We start from the raw sequence: 23049 nt of genomic DNA, 5'->3' as shown, positions 1-23049 counted from the left end.
CCCGCCAGTCGGACGAGCGGCTCGTCAGAGCGTGTCGAGATGGAAGGTCACTCCGCCACCCCATGCGAAGTTGCCGTCTCCGCCATCGCCGCCGATGCCGGCGACAACTTCCTGGTGCTGGTCCACCGCGAGCTTGTTGATCTGGGTGGCATCCGTATTGGCGTAGACCTTGGAAGTATCGTAGCCGCTGTAGGACTTCTGGCTGCCGTTCGACTCGGCGTCTCCGCCATGAGCCTTGGAGAACACCGAGGCCTTGGCGTTGGCGCCGCCGGCATCCCAATCCGCCGTCTGCTTGACGTGATCGCCGGTGCTCACGTGCACGTCGGCGCCTTCCGCCTTGTTGGTCGGATCGTAGTTGACAGTCGGCTTGCTGATGATGGCTCCCTTGAAAGTACCGTCGCCGCCATTTCCGGCACTTTGACCACCGGTGTCGATCGATTTGACCTTGATCGTATCCGAGATGTTGATTGCCTTTGGCATCATTTGAGGCCTCCGTCGTTTTGTTGGCTGTCGTGCAACATCCATCCCGATCAGGCGGACGCGCACGGCAAGTCTGATCCGCCCGTGCGCGAGAGCGATAGATGTCAAATCGAACATCATCCGGTTTGGTGGGCCTACCTACGAAAGTACGACATTTCGTCAGGGGAGGGCGCCTCTGCGCGGGATTTGCATGCGGCGAGTGGCGAGGCCGCGTGCCGCGATGCGATCGGCCATGTGAGCGATGCGACGTTTCGCTACGCCACCAGGTGAAGATCCGACAGGAGATGCGCGGCATCGGCACCTGGCGCGAGGTTGCCGTAGCCGCCGTCCCCGCCAACGCCGGCGATCTGGGTCGCACTCTGATCGATGTGCACGTTGTTGACCTGATCGGCCACGGCCGTCGAATGTGGACCTGCGATTGCTATGTTGATGGGTGCATAGATCGCGACACTGACGTCGATCAGACTGCCCGCAAAATAACCGTTGCCGCCATTGCCTGCGCTGTTCGAACCGGTCGCGATCGTATCGGACCCGCCCCACAGATGATGGGAGAGAAGGCTTGCATGGCCGCCCGCTGCGGCGTTGTCGTTGCCGCCGTGCCCGCCAATGCCGGCGATCTGAACCGCGGATTGATCCACGGAGACATCGTTTATCTGGACCGCGTAAGCACTGGAGCCATAGCCCGCGATTGCGATGTTGATCGGGTTGTACACGACAAACGAGGTATGGACGAGTTCCCCGTAGAACATGCCGTCACCGCCATTGCCGGTCTGGTTTCCGCCCGTTTGAACGTCAAAGACGCTCGATCCCCAACTGGGGTCGAGCGTGATGACGCTGCCGCCGGCGGCCACATTGCCATGTCCGCCACTTCCGCCGACGCCCGCGATCTGCGTGGCCGATTGGTCGATGTCGACCGTGTTCGACTGACTTGCATGTGCAGTGCCGCCCGAGCTCGCCAACGCGATATTGATCGGATGATAGATCACCACGGGAGCGTCCACGATCGCACCCGAGAAATGGCCGCTGCCGCCGTTTCCGGCGCTGTTGTCGCCACTCGCAATCACGCCGGAGCCTGAAAACGTACCGATGCTCCCACCCGCTGCAATGTTGTCATTGCCGCCATGGCCGCCGACGCCGGCCATTTGAAAAGCGGATTGATCGACATGCAAATCGTTGGACTGGTTGGCCAGGGCGACCGAGCCGTATCCCACGCTGATCGAAATGTTGATCGGTTCGTAGATCAACAGGGACGCGTGAATGATACCTCCGTAAAAATGGCCATCCCCGCCGTTTCCTGCCGTGTTCGCCCCACTCTCGACCGAAGCAATGTCCTTCTCGGCAAAGGATGCGCCGGCAGCAGGCTTCGTGGACGAAACATCCAGGCCTTCTGCGGCGTGGTTGCCGGCGTGGCCGCCCATCTCGCCCCCCGATTGGGGATGTTTGGATTGAACCGGGTCGGAGTCTTTATGCTGGGTATGCGCGCTCGCGACGTATGCTCCAGGACCGGCAAACGGGCCGGGACGATGGACCAGGGCGCCACCGCCGACCGCGTCAGCCATGAACGGAGCTCTGGGTGCAGGGCCCAATTCGCCCGCGCCATCGTACCCATCGTGGTGATGAGAGGCGTGATGCAGCCGGATTGCATCCGACATCCGCGTAAAATCCATCGTAGCCTCCCTCATCGCGATCGCTCCGCGCGATCGGACGGGTTCTGCACTCCGGAGAGAATGTCGTCCCGGCAAGGTCGAATGCCCAGCCGTCAGTTCGGATATAGCGCTCGTCTGGCAGCCGCAACATCGGCTACATCCGTTCGGGTGCGGTTACAGCCTTGCATCAATTCCCCCGGTCCCCGCACTCATCTCGCCTGCGGCCAAAATGAATCCGGCGCATTGCCGGATTTGAACCGTATTGCGACCTGGGTCGCGGCCAAAGCTCGTGTCGCCCGCTTCAGCGGAAGTGGAGTGCTTGCCGCGGCCCGGCAAAGTGATCGATTTATTGGTGGGCCCGGCAGGACTCGAACCTGCAACCAGACCGTTATGAGCGGCGGGATAGCGATTGGCTTCGTTGATTTTGCTGACTTTTTGTTTGAATTTGATCGCGTTCGTTACGCTTCGGTTGGGTCGTTTCTGGTGCGAAACTGGTGCGGTAACGCCTGCTTATGCGAGCCGGGCGTGACATCCGGAAGGTCTCCATCGCAGGACTCTCAACGATGATCATCGAGGGGATCGACTTTACCCTCTCAAGGCTGAAACAGGGGTTCGATTCCCCTAGGGAGCGCCAGCCAGGTAATCACGGCGTTGTTTTCCCGTCGCTTTTTGCCGGTTTTCCCAAACTGTTCGGTGTGGTTTGGGAAGGTTTTGTTCTTCCGGTGTTCGTTGAGCTGCGTCACCGCGCGCTTGCCGCCGCGCTTCCGATCGGCCTCGCGGGTGTATCTCTCGGCCTCTGCAAGCGTCGTGTGCCCGAGCGCGGCCATGATGTCATGCGCCGTGCAGCCGGCGTCGGCGAGCATTCGGCCTAGAGTCTTGCGCAGGCCATGCGGTTGGCAGGAGAGAGGTAAGCCGGCGGCGGTGATGGCATCGCGCATGAATCGGCTGAACCCGTCGACCGTGAACGGCTTGCCATAGGCCGTGGTGATGACCACGACATGCTTGCGCGGCATCGCCGCCAGCGTCTTTTCCAGATCCTCACTCACGTCCATGTCGACCTGTACGCCGGTCTTATGCCGGCGGTAGCAGGCGCCATCGTCGACCTGATGCCACGTCAACAGATGCGTGTCGACGCCGGCGGTACCCATGTTGAGCATCAGAGCATAAGCTGTGCGTTGCTTGGTACCGAGCGGCCAGCGCCGTTCATAGGCGGCAAGCTCACGATCGGTCCAGGCCCTGATCTCGCCTCCCTTCGGTCGCTTGATTCCGGCGGTCGGGTCTGGCGTCAGCTTGAAATGGTTGATGAGGATGCGAAGTTTCTTCAGCGTATCGAGCGCAGCCCCCGGCTTGTTGGCGAGCGGTGCCAGAATGAAGGTTTCAATGCGTTCCTTGGTGAGACCGGAGAACGCACGGTGACCGTGATCGGTCCTGATCTGCTCGAGCCTAGAACTGTATCCTTCCTGCGAAGAGTCGCTGAGTCCGGTGTATGCCGCGCTCTTCAGGTAGGCATCGATCTTTGCGCTGATGATGTCGGTCGAGACTTTCTTCGTGGCGGTCTTCTGTGTCCCGCCCATCGCCATGGCGTAAGCGACGCGAAATTCTTCCGATGTCGGATCATCGGGAAGCCGAATGCGCGGCCCGTTCTGACTACGCACTCTGAATGAGAGGTAGGTGTGGCCCTTGACGGTGTTGGCCTCAACGTGCGGCGGCAGCCAGCGGCGCTTCCTCGTCATGTCCAGCCCTCGTCAGAGGCGGCAAGTTCCTCTCCCTCATGAGGCAACTGGTCTATGGCGATGTCAAGTTCCCTCATGTCCCATGCCTTGCGCCTATCGCCCAGAATCCTGGCCCGCGGCATGCGACCTGCTTCCACTAGACGGTCGAAGGTATTCGGACAGACACACACATAAGCCGCCGCCGCGTCGCGCCCGATCAGGCGCGGCGGCAAGGTTGGCGGAAGGGCAGCCTGCTTCGGCATGGTCAGGCCCTCAGCGCATGTGCGATCTGGTTCAGGCGTGTGATCATTTCCAAGGCGTGGTGAGTCGAGATCTTCACGTGCTCCTCACCTAGCTCGGTGGCGGTGCTCCATGCCAACGTGAGCGAGGAGGCCATATCGTTCAAGCTATGGGCCATCGCCTTGATGTCGGGGTCGGTCATCGTGCTACCGCCTTCTCGGCGCGCTCGCGGACGCTACGCACGAACTCTGCGTTCATAGAACTGACGTTGTCAGTCGCCCGGTTCTCAAGCGCCTCGCGCACATCGCGCGGCGTCTTGACGGTCATCACCATTATGTTCTGCGCCTTGTTCACGCCAGGATCTCCACTGTGTAAAACCTTGAAAAATCACTCTTAAATAAGGATTTCGCACCTATGGCGAACTAAAGGCACAGCGCCGATAGGCAGCACGAAAACCGGTAACGAAATACAGAAATTCCCTCCATCAGATTTTCTTCCGTTTTTCAGCATCACACGTTTGAGATAAAAGCAAAAGCCCGCCGGGCTGATCGTGGGCTTGATGTTGTCGGCCGGTGTGTGATCAGTGCTCGGGCGACGAGGTTGACCTCGGACCATTGCCGAGGGGCGCTCTACTTCCCGATCTTTTTTGATGGATAAGTGCCCGGATGACTACTGCACTAGCTTGTTTGCGGGAACCGTGAACGGCAGCATGCACCCTGCGATTCGCAACCGCAGGTAAAAGCATGGCTGAGGATACCCCCGATTACGCGATCTGGCTGCCGGTCATCGGCCGCTGAGGCGCCAGCGGAGACCGTCGAGCGGCCCACGCCACGCCGGGCTCAAGCACGATCCAAGAAGCCGGCAAAGCGCACCAAGGGGAACACCGTCGTCGTTCATGGACGCGACGATGCCCTCCGCCGCTCAACGTTCGAGTTCTTGCGGGCACTGGGGCTTCACCCGCTCGAATGGGACCACGCGATTGATGAGGCAAACGAAGGCAATCCGTATGTCGGCAGGGTGCTTGACGTCGTGATGGAGAAGGCTGAGGCGATTGTCGTGCTCTTCTCGCCGGATGACCTTGTCGAGCTCAAACCGCACTTCGTTAAGTCGGGTGAGCGTTCCACAGAGGGCAAGCAGCAGGGCCAAGCTCGCCCCAACGTGTTGTTCGAGGCCGGCCTGGCGCTCGGAGCCTATCCTGACAAGACCGTAATGTGAGCGTGGGTAAGGTGAAGGATTTCTCCGACATCGGCGGCCGGCACATGGTGCGCCTGAATGACAGCACACAGAGCCGCAACAGCTTTGCGAGCCGTTTGGCTAAGAAGTGCCAGGTCAACCGGATCGGTAACGACTGGATGAATGCCGGCAAGTTTGAGCCAACCGATCCAGGACCGGCGAAGAAGAAGCCCAGACGGGCGAAGAAGAAGCGCAGCAATTTGATGCACGTGACGCTTGGGAAAACCTATTATCGGCCCAGAGTGCAATCAGCGCGCTGAGGCGATGTGCTCGGCCGGCTCCCCGGTCTTGTCGCGCCGAGCCGCGACGCGCTCGGCGTCCAGTTCCAAGATCACCTCGATCAAGGTCTCTGCATCGAGCGAGCCGACCAGATCGTACTTCCGCATAAACGCAAGCTTGGCGGCGTTCCCGTCCTCCGTCTGCACGGGGTACGCAGTAACTCTGTACTCGAGGTCGACCGTCTCCCAGCTGGCGGCCTGGTACTCCGGCGTGTCCGTGGCATCGTCGCCGCCAATGGCAACTAGATCATCCATACGCTTCCACGCATGATCGTGGCGCCTGATAATTTCGAATAGCCCTTCGTCAGGGGAACGAACTTGGTTTGTGGTAGTCTTCTGCTCGGTCATCTCAGCACCTCACCTGATTAATGCTGTGGTGGCTAGGCTCCAGTCGATGTCCGTAGCAGGCTGGGGCTGCCGCTCGGGATCGAGCGACCCGTGATCATTTGTCCTCTCGCTGGAATGAGTCAAACAGCGACCACTGCACGCTATTCACCAAATCAGTGCATATGCTCTTTGCTGAAATTGCCTTGCGACAACGGCGTTTCGGCTCGATTGAAGGAATGACATCCGGTTTGCTCACGTGAGCACCGATTCGCGCCTGTTCAGCTCTCGCGAATTGCACACATTCAGTGCATAGCAGAGCTACACGGCGGGCGCAGGAAGAGCCAAGCGGATCAATGAGCAAGGCGCTACCATGCACCACTGCGCTTGTAGCCGTCACTTTGTTGTGAGTCTGCTTCCCGATCTGGCGGGACACCAGCGAATGGGCGCTTTACGCCCATTCGCATTTTTTAGATGTCAGTGCATTTGAATCAGCACTGCCACGATCGTCAGCAAAGCGGCTGCGATGTGCAGCCAGCTGGCCAGATCGTTCATATGGCGCTCCTCGTTGCCGAGGTGCCCGTCCGTGACTCGGTCTACCGACCTGAAGGAGTCACGCTCAATACAATTGGTTCTCTCTGGTACGTGGCTTACCGGATCTATCAGGCACCACAGTAGTCGGTCGGTGCGCTAGATATGCGTCCGCGACGGCCAACTCGCAAGGGCATCAACATCGCTGTAGACTGTCCGCCAGTTCGGCGGCGGCGCGCTCGCGGCACGCCACCTCCGGGCCGATCGCATCGTAAACACGCTGCGCGCCAGCTTCGTCGAGGCCATGCCTCTCGCAGGCTGATCCCAGCGCAACGGCAAGCGTACCAAGATACTTCTGCATGAACTCCGCGCCATCAGCCGTGCTGTTGTCGTTCCACGTCGCGGCGATCATTGCGTCGACGACCTCGATCACGGCCCGGCGCTCGCGCGCGCGTCGCTTAAAGCTCAGCATCCTCAGGTGTCCGAGAAATTATGGTCGCCGGCGAAATAGCGGCCGGAGCCATCCGGCGATGGAGCCCCGGTCGGGAAGCCGTACAGCGATTCTAGCTGGTCCGAGACTGCCTGCGCCAACGTCCGCCCGTCGATATTCAGCGCGATCGAAAGCGGACGCGCCTTTGACTGGCCGCTACCCGGCATGAACATCATCGGATGTTTCATCGGATCGCGGTGCGGCGAATGATCCTCGATGCCCGGCACCTTGTTGTTGCCGAAGCCGAACATCCAACCGATCTTGCCTAGGATGTTGTCGAGGGCATCGATGAAGGAGGAGATCGCGTTCTTGATGCCATCGAACATCGCGGACATTTTTTCCCATGCGATGCCCGCCAAGCCGGTCACTCCGGCGGAGAAGCTCGCGAGCCCGGTGCGAATTTGCTCCCAAGGAACTGCGCCCAGCGTGGAGAATAACGAGTTGACGCCGGTGATCTTGCCAAGGGCGTTCACGGCGAACTTGTCGATCTCGACAATGACCGATCCGAGCTGACCGACGATGCCGCCAATGGCCTTGGCCGTCTCACTCGTCACCATTCCCCGCATGGAGTTGATGACGGAGGTGATCTCCTGCAAGACGGTGGCGACCTTCTCGCTTTGCGGCCCAGCGACCGCCGTCAACAGGTTCGACCAGGCATTGCTCAACGCTGTCAGATTGCCGCTGACGCTCTTATCTTGGAGCAAGTTGAAGGCGCTGTCGGCACCGAGGCCCTGCATCAGACGACCGCGTTGGCCATCATTTGCTGAAAGTTTGCGACCTCTTCCGCGGTGAAACGCTGAGTGGTTTGCCGGCCGGTGAGCCGCATTATCGCGTTCATCTGCTCGAGTGGATCCGTGACGCCACGGTCGGCGAGCTGCTTTTGGATGTTGGCAGCGAAATCCAGTGGATCGTGACCGATCAGGCTGGTTAGTCGCTTCGATGCGTCCTTCCCGATAGATACGTGACCGCCTACTGTTGACCACTCACCGGGCTTGAGGAGGCCCATCTCTTGCAAGCCTTCGGCCGTGCGCTTCATCATGGTGCCGCCGGCGAGCTGTTGCCAGAGCGATAGATACGCCGTACCGGCACGGTGACCGCCCATGGCCCGGCTGCGACCAGCCGCCCATGGAGAGCAGCGTCGTGCGGTCGCGATCCGAAGTTCACGCCACCGCTCCCGTCAATGGATTGCGCCAATTCGCACCGTCGAACACGACCACCGCGCTCAGCGTGGTGTCGATGTGCAGGTCGCGTAGGTTCGGATTCCCCGGTCTCGAGGAGGTCGGGCCGCTAGAGCCGAGCATGAAGAGTCCGGTCACCGACAAAGAGCCAGGATTGTCGCCGCTGGTTCTAGTTGCGCTTGACGCCATCGCTGCGGCATCGCCGGTAGCAAAACCAGGGACGTCGACAAACGCACCGGCGGCGCAGGAGTAGAAGCGGCGCGATTGCGCGGTGCCGATGTCTGTCGGCCCGGCAAAGGTGGTGACCGCATTGTTGTTGATGTTGAGCAGTCTCATGGTCATGGGCCTGATCCTCTCTTAAAAAGTTGCATCCTCAGCGCGAGCCCAGCGTCGCCGCGCGTTCTCAGCTCCTAACGCAGCGAGTGCCCGCGACAACGACCCTGTCCAGGAAGGCACGGCTGGACATGACCGCTGTTACAGCTGCGATGATCTGTTCGCGAGCCGCGCGGACGGCCAGGAGATCGGACTCGGCGGCGAGTGCGGCGCCGTCGAGCCGAGATGTTGCGAGCTCGAATTGACGCCGAACTTCGGGAGCCAGCTGTCCTAAGCGGATTTCAACGCCGGCGATGACGATCGCATTCTCGCCGCGCTTGACCTTTACCGGCGCGCCGCCGATCGGGACCGTGAACTCGACCAGCTGCGCATCGGCGTAATGCCGATCTACTGCGAAACTGCCAGACCCCGGCCGACCTTGATCGGCCACCTTCGCCAGTGCGGCGCGGCGCAATTCGGTCTCGGTAAGCATTGCGCTCTTCTTCAGCGCACCAGGTTCAACCAATTTGTTCATCTTCGTCATTATCAGAATCTCTTTCCCAAATCGGAGCGATGCCGCAACACTGCGTCACCCACCGCGGATGACGGGTCGACCGCGGTTGTGTGTTTCGACAATGGTGCCAGTCCGCGATTGCCTTTGCTGGCGTCGGTGGACTTTTCCGCGACGCCAAATGAATGCGGGGCCGGCGCCGGTCCGCAATGCTGGGCCATCCACCTCATCCGAAATTCAGGAAAGGCCGCGTCTCTGCGGCCTAGGGCTTTCTTAAGTCCGGCCTGCGTGGCAATCATCTCTTCCTGGATTGAACTGATCGAGCTGATGTACTTTGAAATCGTCGTCGAGAGCTCCGAGAGCTCAGAGAAATCCGTTAGCGATTTGTTCAGATCGCGGGTGAGACCGTCGAAGCTGCTCGAGGATGCGCTTTTGCAGAGCCCGTCGAAACTGCTCGAGAGTTTTTGAACCTGTCGCTGACGCCGCTGCAGCTGCTCCTGCAATCGCTCGATCGTTACTTGACGCTGCTTTTCCAGGTCGCAAAGTTTCCTGGACAGTTCGACGGCGACGTCGGTCTCACGCTCATACTCCGTACGCCACGTCATGGCATAGACTCCAGGACCGAACTGTTTGGTGATGTCCATTGCAGCGCCTAGATCTGACCCAGCAGGGGCTCGTTAGCCTTCTGCCAGTCGAGACTGTTGCGGCCGCCCATGATCAGATCTCTAAACTCCGCCGGAAATAGGCGAGCAACACGCTTGCCGTCGACGACCTCGACGTTGATGAGTCGGCCTAGGATGGTCTGGATCCGCGACGTGTTGTCGTCAGGCACGACGACCAAGAGATTTCCTGTCAATTCTTTCGGTTGCGCCGCTGCCGCGCGTGCTTCGCTTTCGAGCTCACTCCGTCGCCATGTGAGCCGCGCGCGCTCGGCGACATCCAAGTCGCTGGTTGGCGACACCGGCAACGCATCAACGCGGCATCGATCTGTTCGATAGTTTCCATCATCTGATCTCCTGGTCGAAACTCCACCCATAGTTGGGGGCCTGGATGTCGTCATAATCGGTGTTGAGGCGGTTCGGCTCCTCGGCGAGGCGGCGATAAAACTCGAGCCAGCCTTCGGCGCCGGACAGCGGCGTCGCCAGCAGCGCGATGACGGCGCTTACTGTGTTGACCAGATCCTCGTGCCGATTACCGCGTCGCGTCGACGCGATCGCGTCCGTTCGAGCCGGCCTTGCGCTCGAGCAAAGCGTACTGTTCTGGCATAGCCGGCAGATCGAGAAGGCGGACGCGGCCGGGCAATGCGATCTGCGGCAGGGAGTCGAGGTACAGTCTCGACTTGTCACGGTCGGACGGCCTGTAGATTAGACCGTGCTTCGTCAACTCTGAGGCGACGAAACCATGGCTGAAACGATTGGCCGTGACGTCCCGGACCTTGTAGATCTAGATGGAGGCCAACTCCGCGGTGATTGCGCCGGCATCGAAAGGCGGCTTCCGCTCGGTGGCGAAGTCGAGCACGATCTGATCGTTTTCACGATGACCAATTGACCAGGCGTACCGATCGCCGTCGCCGCCGCTGGCGATACCGCTCGCAACATCGGCGAAGCAGATGTACTGGAAGCGCTCGTCATAGGGCCGTGACGTGACGCCGCGATCGATGCAGCGCTCGATGATGACGCGTTCGATGAAGGTCGAGATGTCGGCGCGAAACTCACAAAGGAACTCCGAGCGGGCTGCGAGAGGGTCACGCTCGAGAGCGCGGGTGATGACCAGTTCCGGCAGGGTCGGATTTGTCTGCCTGGATGTGCCCTTGGCGACAAGGAGTTTTGGGTCGCCGTTCGGTCCGAAGTGGTTCCGGTACAGGCGATACAGCTCACCCTCCTCCGCGTAGGGCGTCGAACCGATCAGCAATTGCCCACCGGTCGTGATCAGGCTCGGGCGCACTGAGTTGAGGATCTCGGCATCTGTGTTACTGCCCTCGACCTGGAAATAGTGCCGACTCGTCGGCGACGATATGGACGGCAGTGACGCCGCGCAGGTGTCTAAAGCTGGCGGCCGAACCTCCAGATCAATGTTGTTGGAGAGCGTCAGGCTTTCCGCCGTCCGGCCGATGACCATCTTGCGTAGCATCTCCGAGGCATCGATCAGACCTTCTGCGCGCTGAAAAGCGATCTGTGCCTGGCGGGCATTCGGCGCGATGCAGAGCGCGAGGCCGCGCTCGCCCGGACCAAGCACATCGCTGTAATCGATCAGGCAAGCCGCGAAGACCAGCGAGGCGCCCGCCATGGTGGTGAAGCCGCCGCGCCGGCCCTTGAGCACGCAGACCTCGTCAACCCGCTCCAAGGGCTCATGGTGGCGCTGTGTAAGCTCGGTAAAGACCTGGCGCTCCTCATCGTTCAATTCCTCACCGCGGCTCGCGATGAGCAGCGACCGCCATGCCAGCCATGTCGGGCCGGCAAAGGCGTTGCCCATGATCTTCGGGTTAGTCAGTGCTTCGCGCATGGTGAGCAGCGGGTTCATGTTCGCACCCGATGCGCGCCTATCAGATCGCGCAGTTTCACCGACTCGATCGAGTTTGGCGTCCTCACAACCTTGAGATCGCCGCCGCACGACGGGGCAAGCACGCCGGCGCGGAGGAGCTGCCGGACGACACTTGCGCTCGTCTGCTGGCGGAGGACGACGAGCAATTCGCCCATATACGGCTTGATCTGCCCCCGCTCTCCGGTGATGGAGAAGACCCGGCCATCACGCCGTTCCGCCTGCCAGGTTCGCAATGCCGAGTCGATCAGCAAGATCCTCAAGCCGGGCGGAGGCGGTCGCACTCACGGTAACACCGACGGCTTGAGGCCGTGCTCAGCGAGAGCAGGGTCCGGATGTCGTTGTTCTGCTTCGCCGGTGACGGTGGCGCTGGGCTTGAACCCGGACTGCCTCAACAACTGCGCAACGATGCGACGCTTGCTCAAGGGCGGACTTGCCGAGGGTCTCGAGCCGCTCCGCCTCCACCTGCATCGCCGCAATGGTTTTCGCCGCAATCCTGTCGGCTTCGACAAGGCTCTCGGCCGAGACCGGCCAGGAGACCGGCAGCGATCTGCTCGCGCTGAGCAGCGCGCATGGCCTGCAATTCCTTCCAGCGGGACCAGCCCGCGGAGAGGCGCGGGTTTCGTCGGATGATCGGTTGGGGTGTTCGGCATGACGTTCGACATAGGCTAGAACGTACCGCGAACCTCCGTTTTTCCCAAATGACGTCTTCGTAATAGTTGTTAAAAATCAATGACTTATCACCGAGTTGCGTGCAGCCTGGATCTCGATTGCCCTTATCTGGCGGCCTATGCCAGCGAAATGGCTTTGGCGGGAAACAATCGCCGTATCAGCAACGGCGAACAGTATCTCACGGCCACCGACGCTGCCTTGCAGCATCCAATTTCTCGGCAGTGAAAGGGCTATTGGCGACGCGGAACCCGCTAAAAAGTTGATAACTCGGGAAGAAGCAGCAACTTCTGGTTTATTTACCACACAATGAACCATAAAGGACTTGTAACGACCAAAGGGAACGAAAAGTGTTGACATCTGTTAACGCCGCACTAATTCTTCGGTGCAAGGATGGCTAGACGGTCGGCCCACCCAAACAAGGAGATCGAGGCTGCGGTTGCCTATGCTGAAGAGCAAGGGTGGTCGTGGATCAAGGTCAATGGCCACGCTTGGGGAAAGCTCTTGTGCGCCCACCACGACAGAGAAGGCTGCATGATCTTTGTCTGGTCTACGCCCAGAAACCCTCAAAACCATGCAAAGCAACTGCGGCGCAAAGTAGATCGCTGCCCCCACAAGGAAGAGGAGAAGAACGATGAAAACGTTTGAGTTCAGCATTATTGCTTCTGGCCTCAACCCTGAGGCGGAGGATTTCGCTGACCGGTTTTTCAAGGCTGGCTGCGATGATGCGACTATTTCATTTCAAAAGGGCCACATCATCGTGGATTTTGCCCGAGAGGCGAAGTCCATCAGTCAGGCTATTGCCTCAGCGGTGACGAATGTTGAGGCAGCTGGCGCGACGGTCGATCGAGTCGAGCCCGATCCGCTTGTCAGCTTGGCCGATATTGCCGCGCGAACCGGGATGACTCGCGCGGCAATGACCCAATACTCTAAAGGCCAGCGCAGCAAGGATTTTCCTGCGCCGGTTGCGCGCGTGACCTCGGATAGCCCGCTTTGGGACTGGGCAACTGTTGCCAAATGGCTCTTCAGACATGAAAAACTGTCGAGAGAAGATGCACTTGAAGCTGAGGCCGTTAGAATTGCCAATGCGGCAATACAAGCCCACGAACAGAAGCTCGAAGAGGCTTTGCAGGGCAGCTTACGCAACTATGAAAAGGAACTAGAAGCGGCCTAGTCAGCGCGCTGTTTCCAGAGATGTCAGTGGCGCGGGCCTGAGCCCGGCGATGAGTTAAGCGTCCGAGCGTAAACACCGCTGACGAGGCGGAGGTTGCTGTGAGGCGGTTTACAGAACTGCTTGGCAATCTCCGAGTATCCTCAATCAAGCGAGCACAGGTCAGATCATTTCGTGATGCGATGGCCAAGCTTCCAAAACACCTGCCGCACAATCTGCAAAAGCTGCCCCTGCCGCGTCTGCTTGAGCAAATCCCGGAAGGAATGGAGAAGCGATCAGCGAGAACGATCAATAAGTCGTTGCGACTGCTATCTGCAATTACCAACGCTGTGGCGAACGAGAATGACTTCGCCGAACGCCCCCGGCGGCTGGCGCAATCCATTTCACAAGATCGCAATCGCAGTCGAGGAGGGCGAAGATGACAGGCTTCCCCTTACTGTCGCAGACCTCAAGACGATCTTCACGTCGCGGGTGTATGCAGGCGCGAAACGACCCAAGGGGGGTAGAGGTGAAGCGGCTTTCTGGTTTCCGCTGATCTCGATGTACACCGGGGCGCGGCTCGAGGAGATAGCGCAGCTCTATGTGCGCGATCTGCAGCAACTGCCCAACGAGAATTTGTGGTTCTTCAACATTATGGAATTGCCCCGTCTGCATGACTGAACGGGACTCTCGACAGTGAACCATCAAAATCTGTCCTCCTTCATCTGGTCCGTGGCCGATCTGCTGCGGGGCGACTACAAGCAGTCTGATTACGGCAAGGTGATCCTGCCCTTCACAGTTCTGCGGCGGTTGGATTGTGTGCTTGAGCCCACCAAAGCCAAGGTTCTCGCCGAGTTCGCGGCGAAGAAGAAGGCGGGCTTGAACCCCGACCCCTTTCTGCTCCGAGCATCGGGCCAGAGCTTCTACAACACGTCCGACCTCGATCTGCGCAAGCTGATGGGTGATCAGGACCATATCAGCCAGAACCTCTACGCCTACGTTCAGGCGTTCTCGCCCGCGGTGCGCGACATCTTCGAGCGGTTCAGCTTCTCCACCCAAATCGACAAGCTGGCGAAGAGCGGCCTGCTCTACCTCGTCACCGAGAAGTTCGCAGGGATCGACCTGCATCCCGAGGCTGTCGACAACCACGAGATGGGCCTGGCCTTCGAGGAGCTGATCCGCAAGTTCGCCGAACTGTCGAACGAAACGGCCGGTGAACACTTCACGCCGCGTGAAGTCATTCGCCTGATGGTCAACCTGTTGTTTGTCGAGGATGACGATGTCCTGACCAAACCCGGCGTGGTCCGCACCATCTATGACCCCACGGCTGGCACGGGCGGAATGCTGTCGGTGGCGGGCGAACACCTGACCGCGCTGAACCCGCAGGCTCGGCTGACCATGTTCGGCCAGGAGCTGAACGACGAGAGCTATGCGATCTGCAAGGCGGACATGCTGATCAAGGGCCAGGACGTGGCCAACATCGTTGCGGGCAATACGCTGTCGGAAGACGGACACGCTCACGCGAAATTCGACTACATGCTGTCCAATCCTCCGTTCGGCGTGGAGTGGAAGAAGGTCGAGAACGAGGTCCGCAAGGAACACGAGAGCCAAGGATTCAATGGCCGGTTCGGTCCCGGGTTGCCGAGTGTTTCCGATGGCTCCCTGCTTTTTCTTTTGCATCTATTGTCGAAGATGCGACCAGCGTCAGATGGCGGCAGCCGGTTCGGTATCGTTCTCAACGGCTCGCCATTGTTCACGGGCGGAGCCGGGTCAGGTGCCAGTGAAATTCGCCGCTACCTGCTAGAGAACGACCTTGTCGAGGCCATTATCGGCCTGCCGACTGATATGTTCTACAACACCGGCATCTCCACCTGCGTCTGGATCGTCTGGGAAGGGTTTTGCGGTCACGTTTGGTGGTGAGGCATTGGGGCATTATGCTTCGCCATCCTCAGCCGCCGAAGACTTGGCGAACGGTACATGCTCTTGGCCTTCGAACGGAGACCCCTCAAACCTGGGCATACCGGAGAACATTAGCGAGTGGCAGCGCGTGCGGTGATTCACGCTGTTTGGATAATCCACAATCGAAGTTAGCGGCCACCTGGCTCGGCACCCGATCCGAATAAGGGCGCTGTCGCTACCACGCCCGCTAACTTCAACAGGCCAGCCTCGACGACGGAAGAAGCTGACGGTAGGATAATTCCATCAGCAAAAGCCCTGGCACAACTACCTGAATTGGTCGGCAGCATGGTCCGCCACTGAACGCTAAGCTGGTTGCTCTTTTTGCCTGAGGAAGAAGAGGACCCGTGGCCAGACTCGCACGCGTTCGTTGCATCAGTAAGACCGACAGGACGACTCCACACGAGAGAATCAGCAGCATCGGCGGGGTATATTCGAACGGAAGTCAGTGGAAGCAATCTGTCGTTCAGACGATCAGAGACATCGAAAGCGGCGCGTGGGAATTCTATATCCAGGAAGACGGGCTCACGGCTAGTTTGATCGTGGCCAAACACGAAGGGCACAAGTACATCAAGACAACAGCGGACGGAATTCAGCCGAACAATCTCCTCTCGCTCCCTGAGTGTCCGTGATGGTTATCGACCCCAGATCGCGCTCACCGGCCTGCACGTCTAGAAGTCCGCCACTCTGCCAGGGGATCGCTCGATGCGGCCTCCCCGGTAGGTAGACCAGACGCCCGGTCGAGATACCAGTCAATCGCTTTGCGATCCCAACGTTGAGTGCCGGGGATGGCCCCCGGCACCAAGCCCTTCTTGACCCATGTGTCGAACGCGTCCTCGGAGCAGCCGCAGTAGGCGGCTGCGTTGGCCTTTGTGAGGCCCCGGGGCGCGATCTGATCGGCGCGTGATATCCGCTCCGAACGTCTCAGCTCTGCGGGCGAAGGTTTGTCACGCTGATGATCCCCGTCCATTTGGACCTATGGTGAAGTTAGCGGCAACGTGACTCGGCGCCCTAGCTGGAGTTAGAGCGCTGTCCCTACCACGCCCCGCCAACTTCAACATGGCCAGCCTCAAGCGACAGAAGCTGACGGTGGGATCATCCACCGGAAACAGTCGCGCGGCACAACTACCAGAATCGGTCGGCCCCACGTCGTCAGGCACTCTCTAATCTGATCCGGCAGCTTGCCGAAACGGGAGACACCCAGGATGCCCAAACGCGTGCGCATTTGTTGCATAAACAAGACTGACAGGCGAAACGCACATGAGAGGATCAAATATGTCGGCGGGGTAAATTTAGACGGAACGCGATGGAGGCTATCCGTTAAGAAAACTATCCGAGACCTCGAAAGCCGCGAGTGGGAGTACTACGTCGAAGAATCAGGCGTCACTGTCGAAGTCATCGTCGCCACTGACGGCCTACACAAGTACATCAAGACAACAGTGGACGGAATTCAGCCGAACAACCTCCTCTCCCTCCCTGAGTGTCCGTGAGGAATTATGAGTGCCAGATCGCAGGCAGTGCGGGCGAGGCTCGGCGCTGTTCGGTTGCGTTCGATCAGACGCTGTCCCTACCCCGCCCGCACTACCCTTTGAAGCTAGCGGCCACCTGACTCGGCGCTTGTCCCCCACGCATACACAGAGGAAGCGCTGTCCCTGCCACGCGCCGCTAACCCCACACGGCCAGCCTCAAAGCAGCGGAAGAAGCTGACCGGGAGGTCATCGCTCGCAGAACGAGCGTAACTTACAGAGCCGGGAATGGCCCGTGATTTAGAGGCAATGGGCGCGACACGGTGCCGACCGACCAGGGGGGGTGAGTTGAAGGCGGCCCCTGCCGCATCCGCACTGCTGGTGAGTTTAGCGGAAGGTGACACTCCACCCCACTGCTCTGGAAACCACAGCAATGTCCGCGCCACCCCCGCTAAACCCAACAACCAATTATTGGGGCTAGCTTACCGAAAGCTGACGAGGCTGCGTGCTCACTCACAAAACGAAAAGCGGCCCACGGGGCCGCTTGCCGTCGAGACGATAAAGGCGTTCAGGCCGCAGACAAAATGTGTTCGGCCCACTTACGATCAGCGGCAGCCGCACCACGACGACGGGCCTGATTGGCGCTCAGCCAATCTATTGCACGCTTACGGCTGATAGGCGTTACGACTTCACGACCTCCCGGCTCCCGCGTCTCTTCGATCAGATAGAGCTTGCCGTTCGGTTTGTGCATCAGGCGGGAGTCTCACGCCAAGCGCCATCTGAGTCGCGCTCAAGGCTGATGCGTGTGACGATGGCTGTATCGACTTCGGTGTCGAGGGTCTTCGAGTTCGAGACGTTGCGGATGACTTCCATTTTAGTTCCCCTACAGGCTTATCAGTGAACGCCACAGAGAGACTGATGGAAGCCTCTCCACTGGCGGCGGGAGGCTGATAACCTGTAGAGGACAGGCGCGCTTATTCGTGCTGTTTCCAGCCTTATTTCGGGGCCCTCCCGCCATAGCGGAACGTCGAACGGAAATTGGGACACAAAAAAAGCGCCGTTCGAAGTTCGGCGCTTTTGGGCGCCTCTACCGGGGTTATCAGGCCCCACGCAAACTATCGATTGCGCAAGCATACAATGCACAACCGCCGTTTCTGTCAACGCCAAAACCGCTCTAAGGCACTGATTTTGCCGGATTTCTGTAAGGTGACATTCCTTACGAACTAACAACGTTTTGACCCTCCGCCTGTCGGGGTGAGGGGACTGCGCCCGTTGATAAATTGATGGCGTTGGGAAAGCAGCGTGGATGCGACTCGGCGTCCTTATCGACCGGGGGGCCTTAGATAAAGGCGCTGTCCCTGCCGCATCCGCACTTCCCGGGAAGTCAGAAGCGACGTGAGCCTCCCTCTGGAGAGCAAAGGAAAGCACGGTCACTATCGCGTGCTGATAACTTCGGTGGCCAGCCTGGGTATCAAAAGGCTAAACCGTCCGGCTTTCCCGTTAGGCCCGTTGCCACGGGATGCAATCATACTAGCGGGAAAGCTATCCAAAGTGACCTACCAGGATTGGTGGTCATGAAACTCGCGTGGAGACCGCTCTGATCGTTCTACAGTCTGATAGGCTGAGTGGCGTTAAGTCGCTCGCGCCGCGAACGGCAGGCTGATCTCCCCATATCTCTGCTTCAGTTACCGCAACCTCTGAAGGCCAAGCGCTCTCTCAAGCATCGGCTCGCCGCAGCATTTCATCACGACTCGAATGGCGCGAGCCGGAATGTCCTGCCGACGTGAAGCCGCCCACGCAAGGAACGGCAACACGACTTCAGGCAGCTCATCCGTCAAGCGCAGAACGTTGATTGCATCGCCCCCGCACTGTCTGAGCTTCGCGAGCGCATGGGCCAGGACATCTGGCGTATCAGTCTCGACGGCCGCAGTGCGCGGCGCGAACTGAAGTTTGACTACTCCCATTATGTTGCGTCCCTGCCGAGTTGCACGACCTTAGCTTCGATTCGCGCGACGCTGTCGTACTTGGGGTCTGTTACCTCATAGACTGCGCCGGTGCGACAAAGCTTGATCCGGTAACCCTGCTTGAGCGGCCACGGCAGCGACTTGTGATCGAAGCTAAACACGGGAACGCTTGTCGAGATGAGCGGGCTCAATGCATGGCCGCGCGCATGTACTATGTTGTCCTCCATCACCACCGTTTCTGGCTTCGCCATGAAAACCGCCGTTGTGCTGATTGACCGCTCGGGCTCGGGGATGGTGGGGAAGTTCACACCGCCCGACCGCACCGGAGTTACAACCACGGTTTCGCCCATCGTGTCGTCGATTGCGGCAGATACTTCCTGCATGCCCGCTCGCCAATCGTTTGCCTCTGGAAATAACCACGTCATTCCTGCGCTCCTGTCGGCGGGCCTTGCATCGGCTTGACCGAATTGTCACCCGGCCCTTGAAGACCGGCCCCGAGCTGACCGTTCAAATGCATGTTGGCTACCGCCTCCATCCGCGTGACCAGCGACTCGAAGTAGGTGGACGGCTTGACCTCGATTTGAATATTGTTGTGCAGCTCGGCTTCGCCGGTCACGGTGCCAGTGACGGCAACGTCCTTGAAGCCCGACGACTGAGCGACTGCGCGAATTGAGTCCTGCCAACCGAACCGGCTGCCATCCATATCCTCCGACGCGCCAAGCTGGCGAAGGTATTCGCTAGTCGCACCGCGCCGACGCTTCCAGGGGTTGGCGGGCTGATAGCGATCAAACGGGCTGGATTCATCACCAACCAAATCCTCGTACTCGCTGCCACGCGTCGCCCGCAATCGTGCCAGGTTTCGCCGATAGTTTGCAGCCCCCCGCCTTTTGCGTCGTCAGTTCCCGCCGCCTCTTTGCCGATCTCATCCCAAAGCGTAGGGCCGAACAACGCACCGAGGGACAGCCATCCGAGGCCCTTGGAAGCGCCACCCAGGATAGATGCCGCTCGCGAGCCTGCCGCGCCCGCAGCCATGCCTCCCGCTGCGCTGGTGGCCGTTCCGAGCGCGCTGCCGCCTGCCATCCGGGTCAAGGCCGCAGACGCCACATTGGCGCTCGCCGCTAGGCCCGTGAAGCTCGATATGACAGAGGCGATGGTGGCACCGGCAGCCGCTAAGCCGGACAGCGAGGCGAGCCCCGCTGAGACGCTGAGCGCCTGTTTCTGAGCGTCCGACAGACCAGCGGCAAACCCTGCCAGCTTTGCACCGGCATCGGCGAGCGGCGTCAGCCGTGCGATCTCGCGCACGTCTGTCTTACCCACGAGGCGATCTGCCACTCTGAGTCCGAGCGATAGCAATGCGGTGCGCGCTTCGGCTAAGATGCGAATGCCCGTATCGGTGACCGCCTGTCGGTCGATCAGACTTCCGGCGAGCTTTTCGTTCTGAAGGCGAAGCTACTCAGCGCGGTGCCTCTCAGACTCCGCGAGCCGCTGCGTAATCCGAGCTGTTACCCCCACCTTCGCCTCTGCCGTTGGCCGCGTGGCCGATTATGCGGTCGGTGTCTGCAATTGCAGCGACGTTCTCGATGGCTTTTGAGAAATCGGCCTCGCAGTCGCGTTCGGTTAAGTTGGAAGCCGCGAGCGCGCGGCGTACGGTCGATTGATCAAGGCCCGTTTCGTCGGCGATTTTGCGGATTGTGCCTCTCGGCCTGCCCATGATGGTTCTCTGCTATCAAAAAGTAGGCTCGCTTCAATCGAAAAACTGCGGCAGCGGACCGCTCGGCCCTTCCGAGGGCCGGGATAGGACCCAAGCGCGGGCGCTTGCCACGGCCTCACGGGCTTCCGCGTGGGTACTGCTTGTGATCGCCCGTGCGGTTGTGTGCGCCCGGCTGCGTCGGTGACGTAGTCCACGCGCGCTCCTTGTGCCGCACGGGCGATGCTGACGCGCGCAGTCGCGAGAGCTAAGCTGCTCGGCCTGCCGCGTGGGATAGATGCGCGCGGCGCCCTTGCGGAGCCTGCCAAGACGCACCAAGGCGCCGCGCGCTGCGCCCGCACTCCGGGTGGCGCACGGCCCATCAAGCGGCATGTCCGACCGCGAAGGCGTGTGCGGCCGTCCTAGTGCGGGCTGTTCTAGTCAGAACTCGCTTGGCATTTTGTGGGTTCGTCGGAGCTTGGCCGCGATATATGCGTGTCTACGCGATACCGAAAAGGCCCGCTTACGATAGGCTGACGAGGCACGCTCGTCGTGCCAGGCCGCGACCGCTTGGATGTTGCCCCATGTGTGGTCGGTCATTGTGTCCCGTCTCAATCGTTGTCTGGCGGCGTGTACGGCAGGCCTTCGACCAGTAGTTGCTTTTGGATTTCCTGCGGCAGGCGCTCAGCGATTTGCTTGTTGGCTTCCTTTTCCCACGCTGTGCGAGCCGCTGCGCCCTCTTGACCCACGGCTGTGCCTGGGTGCTCTGCGTAAACGCCTTGATCGGCAGCCGCTCGCGGCTCTTGCGGCGTTGTTCACGGTGAACGTGCTCGCCGATCAATGATCGAAGGCGGCACGTGGCAAGCTACGGCGGTAGGCGAGAAGGGGATTCGCTCCTATCACCTCACCGACCTGACCTCGCTTTTCAGCACCATGGCCTCGGTCGCCCACCAGTACGAGGCCGCCGCGACGCCAGAGCAGAAGCAGGCCTTCTACAACACGACGCTCGCGCAAGTGTACGACGCGGGCACCGAAGTCGAGCTGTCATCTTCCGAACTGCAACAGCGCGCCGAGAAGATCGGGCCGCCCTATGCGGCGAACCTGCTCTTCATCTCTGCGGGTGTCGACGTTCAGGCTGACCGGCTTGAGGTCACCTTTCTCGGAGTGCACAGCGATCAGACGTTCAGCGTTCTCAAGTTGATGGGCGATACAAGCCGCGATGCAGTCTGGCGTCACCTTGACGAAGCGATGGGGTCTACGTTCAAAACGACAGACGGGCGCACGTTGCCCGTTCAGATACAGGCCATCGACTCCGGCTTCAATGCCGATCAAGTCATCAAATTCGTGCTGGCACAACGCAAAAAGGCGCGTTCCGCTTACGCCGTGAAGGGCAAGGAAGGTTTCGACCGGCTGCCGCTCGCCCAAGGTGGGCGACTCAAGGGCCAAATGCGCTTGCTCATCGTGGGGTCTGACGCAGGCAAGCTCGCGGTGCAAAAAGCGCTGGCGCTGCAAGAGATCGGACCAGGCTACATCAGGCTGCCTGGTCACGTTGACGCGGACTACTTCGAAGGCCTTGCATCCGAAGAGCTGCGGGTCAAAGTCATTAAGGGCGCACGGCGTTACGCCTATCACCGCACAGTCAAACGCAATGAGCCTCTCGACTGCTTGGTTTCCTAAAGGCGACAAACGTGCCACCATTGGCATGCACGAGGAACGCGCTCTTGATCTTCAGCGAAGACGAGCCGCCGCCCGTCAGGCGATGCGTAGAAGCAGCCAGGCCGGCAGCGCCCACCTTCGCACCAGAAGTGTTCAGGATGCCGATGCGAAGCTTCGTAGCCGTGAAGCTCGCGCTCAGGTCCGTTTGCGTCGTCCGCCGCAACTTAGTAACGCCCGGCCTGATCCTAGCGACGGGGACACCCGCGTCTTGCGCGATGATCTTTAGCGCAGCCTTCCTTGCGGCCGTTGCTGACCTATCAATCGCGCGTCTTATGGAGTTCCGAAGTCCGCGCGTGGACAACACAGTCGCCCATTGTTCTAGCTTACTTCCGTCCAGATCAACTTTGAGCACCGACATGTGTTGTCCCTCTGTTGTTACTTCGCCTGCGCCCTAGTCGGGGCGATGCGGTCCAGCTCCATCTCACTGCGCACGCGCGCAGCTTGAGCATTAGCCATTACCGCGAAGCCCGTAGCTGCGAGCTGCAACACGCTCGAAGCGGTCGCTGGCGCGTTCGCGGCAAAAGCCGCCTGCACCCATGCTGCTAGCATTACAGTTGCATTGTCTTGAAGGTTCTGAATCCATGGGCGACCATGATTCGGGATCTGATGATTGGTGGCGCGTCGGTTGAAGATACGCTACGCCGTGGGCTTCGTCGTTGCGCGATGCCAAGCAACGCATCCGTCCGCTGTTTACGCAGGAGCGGGTCGCGGCCGCGGCGGGACAGTTTCTCGACGGACTGTTGGGCAACGAGCCGCGCAAGACGGGTTGGATGCGGGCGGAAGCGGCCGGCGATCCAGCCCGTGGCGCCAGCAGGCGATCCTGGGTCGGGGGCAGTGGGATGCCGACGCGCTGCGCGATATTGTGCGTGAATACGCGCTGGAAACGCTCGGCGATGAGGACGCGGTTCTGGTCATCGATGAGACCGGCTTTTTGAAACAGGGCAAGGCCTCATGCGGCGTCGCACGCC

At 60.1% G+C, this 23049-nt stretch carries 28 protein-coding genes and 2 pseudogenes; 10 read left to right on the top strand and 20 right to left on the bottom strand.

Features of this window, described 5'->3' with window-relative positions; all coding sequences use genetic code 11:
* Positions 1 to 24 precede the first annotated feature (24 nt).
* From DCG74_RS00155 to DCG74_RS00135, 5 genes are all read right to left on the bottom strand, one after another.
* Positions 25 to 483, bottom strand: a complete 459-nt coding sequence (locus DCG74_RS00155) for a hypothetical protein (protein ID WP_035705682.1) — start codon at positions 481 to 483, stop codon at positions 25 to 27.
* A gap of 251 nt (positions 484 to 734) precedes the next feature.
* Positions 735 to 2039, bottom strand: a complete 1305-nt coding sequence (locus DCG74_RS00150) for a hypothetical protein (RefSeq protein WP_246708953.1) — start codon at positions 2037 to 2039, stop codon at positions 735 to 737.
* 680 nt (positions 2040 to 2719) lie between these two features.
* Positions 2720 to 3859, bottom strand: coding sequence for a tyrosine-type recombinase/integrase (locus tag DCG74_RS00145; RefSeq protein WP_172788188.1), 1140 nt, complete (start codon positions 3857 to 3859; stop codon positions 2720 to 2722).
* A 244-nt stretch (positions 3860 to 4103) separates the two neighbouring features.
* Entirely contained in the window at positions 4104 to 4280 is a 177-nt protein-coding gene (locus DCG74_RS00140) for a hypothetical protein (RefSeq protein ID WP_172788189.1), read from the bottom strand.
* Positions 4277 to 4432, bottom strand: coding sequence for an Arc family DNA-binding protein (locus tag DCG74_RS00135; RefSeq protein WP_172788190.1), 156 nt, complete (start codon positions 4430 to 4432; stop codon positions 4277 to 4279). Before DCG74_RS00135 ends, DCG74_RS00140 begins: the two co-directional genes overlap by 4 nt.
* 582 nt (positions 4433 to 5014) lie before the next feature.
* Between DCG74_RS00135 and DCG74_RS00130 the strand changes: the two genes are divergently transcribed.
* Positions 5015 to 5293: a TIR domain-containing protein gene (locus tag DCG74_RS00130; protein WP_246708954.1), complete on the top strand. Its 279-nt coding sequence runs from the start codon at positions 5015 to 5017 to the stop codon at positions 5291 to 5293.
* A gap of 11 nt (positions 5294 to 5304) precedes the next feature.
* Positions 5305 to 5571 (top strand): hypothetical protein, encoded by a 267-nt coding sequence (locus DCG74_RS00125; RefSeq protein WP_172788191.1) that lies wholly within the window; start codon positions 5305 to 5307, stop codon positions 5569 to 5571.
* On the opposite strand, the gene DCG74_RS00120 is transcribed toward DCG74_RS00125, so the two are convergent.
* The 10 genes from DCG74_RS00120 to DCG74_RS00075 all read right to left on the bottom strand — a co-directional run bounded on the left by DCG74_RS00120 (position 5560) and on the right by DCG74_RS00075 (position 11727).
* Positions 5560 to 5937 (bottom strand): hypothetical protein, encoded by a 378-nt coding sequence (locus DCG74_RS00120; RefSeq protein WP_172788192.1) that lies wholly within the window; start codon positions 5935 to 5937, stop codon positions 5560 to 5562. The genes DCG74_RS00125 and DCG74_RS00120 overlap by 12 nt on opposite strands.
* A 703-nt stretch (positions 5938 to 6640) precedes the next feature.
* The gene (locus DCG74_RS00115) at positions 6641 to 6916 is read right to left on the bottom strand and encodes a hypothetical protein (protein WP_172788193.1); all 276 of its coding nucleotides are present in this window, start codon (positions 6914 to 6916) and stop codon (positions 6641 to 6643) included.
* A gap of 2 nt (positions 6917 to 6918) precedes the next feature.
* Positions 6919 to 7671: a hypothetical protein gene (locus DCG74_RS00110; RefSeq protein ID WP_172788194.1), complete on the bottom strand. Its 753-nt coding sequence runs from the start codon at positions 7669 to 7671 to the stop codon at positions 6919 to 6921.
* Positions 7671 to 8036, bottom strand: a complete 366-nt coding sequence (locus DCG74_RS00105) for a hypothetical protein (RefSeq protein WP_172788195.1) — start codon at positions 8034 to 8036, stop codon at positions 7671 to 7673. The genes DCG74_RS00110 and DCG74_RS00105 overlap by 1 nt, the downstream gene beginning before the upstream one ends.
* A gap of 58 nt (positions 8037 to 8094) precedes the next feature.
* Positions 8095 to 8448 (bottom strand): hypothetical protein, encoded by a 354-nt coding sequence (locus DCG74_RS00100; RefSeq protein ID WP_172788196.1) that lies wholly within the window; start codon positions 8446 to 8448, stop codon positions 8095 to 8097.
* Between the two features lie 67 nt (positions 8449 to 8515).
* The gene (locus DCG74_RS00095) at positions 8516 to 8968 is read right to left on the bottom strand and encodes a hypothetical protein (protein ID WP_172788197.1); all 453 of its coding nucleotides are present in this window, start codon (positions 8966 to 8968) and stop codon (positions 8516 to 8518) included.
* A gap of 2 nt (positions 8969 to 8970) precedes the next feature.
* Positions 8971 to 9579: a hypothetical protein gene (locus tag DCG74_RS00090; protein ID WP_172788198.1), complete on the bottom strand. Its 609-nt coding sequence runs from the start codon at positions 9577 to 9579 to the stop codon at positions 8971 to 8973.
* Between the two features lie 8 nt (positions 9580 to 9587).
* Positions 9588 to 9896, bottom strand: coding sequence for a hypothetical protein (locus tag DCG74_RS00085; RefSeq protein ID WP_172788199.1), 309 nt, complete (start codon positions 9894 to 9896; stop codon positions 9588 to 9590).
* A 482-nt stretch (positions 9897 to 10378) separates the two neighbouring features.
* Entirely contained in the window at positions 10379 to 11455 is a 1077-nt protein-coding gene (locus DCG74_RS00080) for a hypothetical protein (RefSeq protein WP_172788200.1), read from the bottom strand.
* Entirely contained in the window at positions 11452 to 11727 is a 276-nt protein-coding gene (locus DCG74_RS00075) for a hypothetical protein (RefSeq protein ID WP_172788201.1), read from the bottom strand. Before DCG74_RS00075 ends, DCG74_RS00080 begins: the two co-directional genes overlap by 4 nt.
* Before the next feature lie 523 nt (positions 11728 to 12250).
* On the opposite strand from DCG74_RS00075, the pseudogene DCG74_RS00070 reads away from it, so the two are divergent.
* From DCG74_RS00070 to DCG74_RS00040, 6 genes and pseudogenes are all read left to right on the top strand, one after another.
* Positions 12251 to 12370 (top strand): annotated as a pseudogene (locus DCG74_RS00070) (IS1595 family transposase); the annotation flags it as partial.
* A gap of 406 nt (positions 12371 to 12776) precedes the next feature.
* Positions 12777 to 13316 carry a hypothetical protein gene (locus DCG74_RS00060; RefSeq protein ID WP_172788202.1) on the top strand — a complete coding sequence of 180 codons (540 nt, stop codon included), beginning with the start codon at positions 12777 to 12779 and terminating at the stop codon, positions 13314 to 13316.
* Positions 13317 to 13655: 339 nt separating this feature from the next.
* Positions 13656 to 13973 carry a hypothetical protein gene (locus DCG74_RS00055; protein WP_172788203.1) on the top strand — a complete coding sequence of 106 codons (318 nt, stop codon included), beginning with the start codon at positions 13656 to 13658 and terminating at the stop codon, positions 13971 to 13973.
* Positions 13974 to 13988: 15 nt separating this feature from the next.
* Positions 13989 to 15212, top strand: a complete 1224-nt coding sequence (locus DCG74_RS00050) for a class I SAM-dependent DNA methyltransferase (RefSeq protein ID WP_257187537.1) — start codon at positions 13989 to 13991, stop codon at positions 15210 to 15212.
* Between the two features lie 383 nt (positions 15213 to 15595).
* Positions 15596 to 15880, top strand: a complete 285-nt coding sequence (locus tag DCG74_RS00045; RefSeq protein ID WP_172788204.1) for a DUF3892 domain-containing protein — start codon at positions 15596 to 15598, stop codon at positions 15878 to 15880.
* A 573-nt stretch (positions 15881 to 16453) separates the two neighbouring features.
* Positions 16454 to 16738: a DUF3892 domain-containing protein gene (locus DCG74_RS00040; protein ID WP_172788205.1), complete on the top strand. Its 285-nt coding sequence runs from the start codon at positions 16454 to 16456 to the stop codon at positions 16736 to 16738.
* A gap of 544 nt (positions 16739 to 17282) precedes the next feature.
* Here the strand turns inward: DCG74_RS00040 and DCG74_RS00035 are convergent.
* The 5 genes from DCG74_RS00035 to DCG74_RS00015 all read right to left on the bottom strand — a co-directional run bounded on the left by DCG74_RS00035 (position 17283) and on the right by DCG74_RS00015 (position 20389).
* A complete protein-coding gene (locus tag DCG74_RS00035) occupies positions 17283 to 17465 on the bottom strand; it encodes a hypothetical protein (protein WP_172788206.1) in 183 nt (60 codons plus the stop codon).
* A complete protein-coding gene (locus DCG74_RS00030; protein ID WP_257187536.1) occupies positions 17465 to 17587 on the bottom strand; it encodes a hypothetical protein in 123 nt (40 codons plus the stop codon). The genes DCG74_RS00035 and DCG74_RS00030 overlap by 1 nt, the downstream gene beginning before the upstream one ends.
* 1090 nt (positions 17588 to 18677) lie before the next feature.
* Positions 18678 to 19103, bottom strand: coding sequence for a hypothetical protein (locus tag DCG74_RS00025; protein WP_172788207.1), 426 nt, complete (start codon positions 19101 to 19103; stop codon positions 18678 to 18680).
* Complete coding sequence (locus DCG74_RS00020; RefSeq protein WP_172788208.1) at positions 19100 to 19525, bottom strand: hypothetical protein; 426 nt, start codon at positions 19523 to 19525, stop codon at positions 19100 to 19102. The genes DCG74_RS00025 and DCG74_RS00020 overlap by 4 nt, the downstream gene beginning before the upstream one ends.
* A 621-nt stretch (positions 19526 to 20146) precedes the next feature.
* Positions 20147 to 20389, bottom strand: coding sequence for a hypothetical protein (locus tag DCG74_RS00015; RefSeq protein ID WP_172788209.1), 243 nt, complete (start codon positions 20387 to 20389; stop codon positions 20147 to 20149).
* An 816-nt stretch (positions 20390 to 21205) separates the two neighbouring features.
* Between DCG74_RS00015 and DCG74_RS00010 the strand changes: the two genes are divergently transcribed.
* Positions 21206 to 22042, top strand: a complete 837-nt coding sequence (locus tag DCG74_RS00010; RefSeq protein WP_172788210.1) for a terminase gpA endonuclease subunit — start codon at positions 21206 to 21208, stop codon at positions 22040 to 22042.
* 630 nt (positions 22043 to 22672) lie between these two features.
* A pseudogene (locus DCG74_RS00005) lies at positions 22673 to 23049 on the top strand (transposase); the annotation flags it as partial.

The sequence above is a fragment of the Bradyrhizobium sp. WBAH42 genome (genome assembly GCF_024585265.1).
GTDB lineage: Bacteria > Pseudomonadota > Alphaproteobacteria > Rhizobiales > Xanthobacteraceae > Bradyrhizobium.
Note: the sequence above shows the minus strand (reverse complement) of the source record. Positions and strands in the feature narration are given on the sequence as shown.

Excerpts from the sequence above, each read along its gene's own strand:
- DCG74_RS00025 (WP_172788207.1), bottom strand. The coding sequence starts at position 19,103 with ATGACGTGGTTATTTCCAGAGGCAAACGATTGGCGAGCGGGCATGCAG.
- DCG74_RS00060 (WP_172788202.1), top strand. The coding sequence starts at position 12,777 with ATGAAAACGTTTGAGTTCAGCATTATTGCTTCTGGCCTCAACCCTGAG.
- DCG74_RS00150 (WP_246708953.1), bottom strand. The coding sequence starts at position 2,039 with ATGGCTGACGCGGTCGGCGGTGGCGCCCTGGTCCATCGTCCCGGCCCG.
- DCG74_RS00115 (WP_172788193.1), bottom strand. The coding sequence starts at position 6,916 with ATGCTGAGCTTTAAGCGACGCGCGCGCGAGCGCCGGGCCGTGATCGAG.
- DCG74_RS00145 (WP_172788188.1), bottom strand. The coding sequence starts at position 3,859 with ATGACGAGGAAGCGCCGCTGGCTGCCGCCGCACGTTGAGGCCAACACC.
- DCG74_RS00140 (WP_172788189.1), bottom strand. The coding sequence starts at position 4,280 with ATGACCGACCCCGACATCAAGGCGATGGCCCATAGCTTGAACGATATG.
- DCG74_RS00035 (WP_172788206.1), bottom strand. The coding sequence starts at position 17,465 with ATGCACAAACCGAACGGCAAGCTCTATCTGATCGAAGAGACGCGGGAG.
- DCG74_RS00055 (WP_172788203.1), top strand. The coding sequence starts at position 13,656 with ATGACTTCGCCGAACGCCCCCGGCGGCTGGCGCAATCCATTTCACAAG.
- DCG74_RS00015 (WP_172788209.1), bottom strand. The coding sequence starts at position 20,389 with ATGGGCAGGCCGAGAGGCACAATCCGCAAAATCGCCGACGAAACGGGC.
- DCG74_RS00155 (WP_035705682.1), bottom strand. The coding sequence starts at position 483 with ATGATGCCAAAGGCAATCAACATCTCGGATACGATCAAGGTCAAATCG.
- DCG74_RS00030 (WP_257187536.1), bottom strand. The coding sequence starts at position 17,587 with ATGGAAGTCATCCGCAACGTCTCGAACTCGAAGACCCTCGACACCGAA.
- DCG74_RS00080 (WP_172788200.1), bottom strand. The coding sequence starts at position 11,455 with ATGAACCCGCTGCTCACCATGCGCGAAGCACTGACTAACCCGAAGATC.
- DCG74_RS00120 (WP_172788192.1), bottom strand. The coding sequence starts at position 5,937 with ATGACCGAGCAGAAGACTACCACAAACCAAGTTCGTTCCCCTGACGAA.
- DCG74_RS00100 (WP_172788196.1), bottom strand. The coding sequence starts at position 8,448 with ATGAGACTGCTCAACATCAACAACAATGCGGTCACCACCTTTGCCGGG.
- DCG74_RS00090 (WP_172788198.1), bottom strand. The coding sequence starts at position 9,579 with ATGGACATCACCAAACAGTTCGGTCCTGGAGTCTATGCCATGACGTGG.
- DCG74_RS00040 (WP_172788205.1), top strand. The coding sequence starts at position 16,454 with ATGCCCAAACGCGTGCGCATTTGTTGCATAAACAAGACTGACAGGCGA.
- DCG74_RS00110 (WP_172788194.1), bottom strand. The coding sequence starts at position 7,671 with ATGCAGGGCCTCGGTGCCGACAGCGCCTTCAACTTGCTCCAAGATAAG.
- DCG74_RS00105 (WP_172788195.1), bottom strand. The coding sequence starts at position 8,036 with ATGGGCGGTCACCGTGCCGGTACGGCGTATCTATCGCTCTGGCAACAG.
- DCG74_RS00095 (WP_172788197.1), bottom strand. The coding sequence starts at position 8,968 with ATGACGAAGATGAACAAATTGGTTGAACCTGGTGCGCTGAAGAAGAGC.
- DCG74_RS00010 (WP_172788210.1), top strand. The coding sequence starts at position 21,206 with ATGATCGAAGGCGGCACGTGGCAAGCTACGGCGGTAGGCGAGAAGGGG.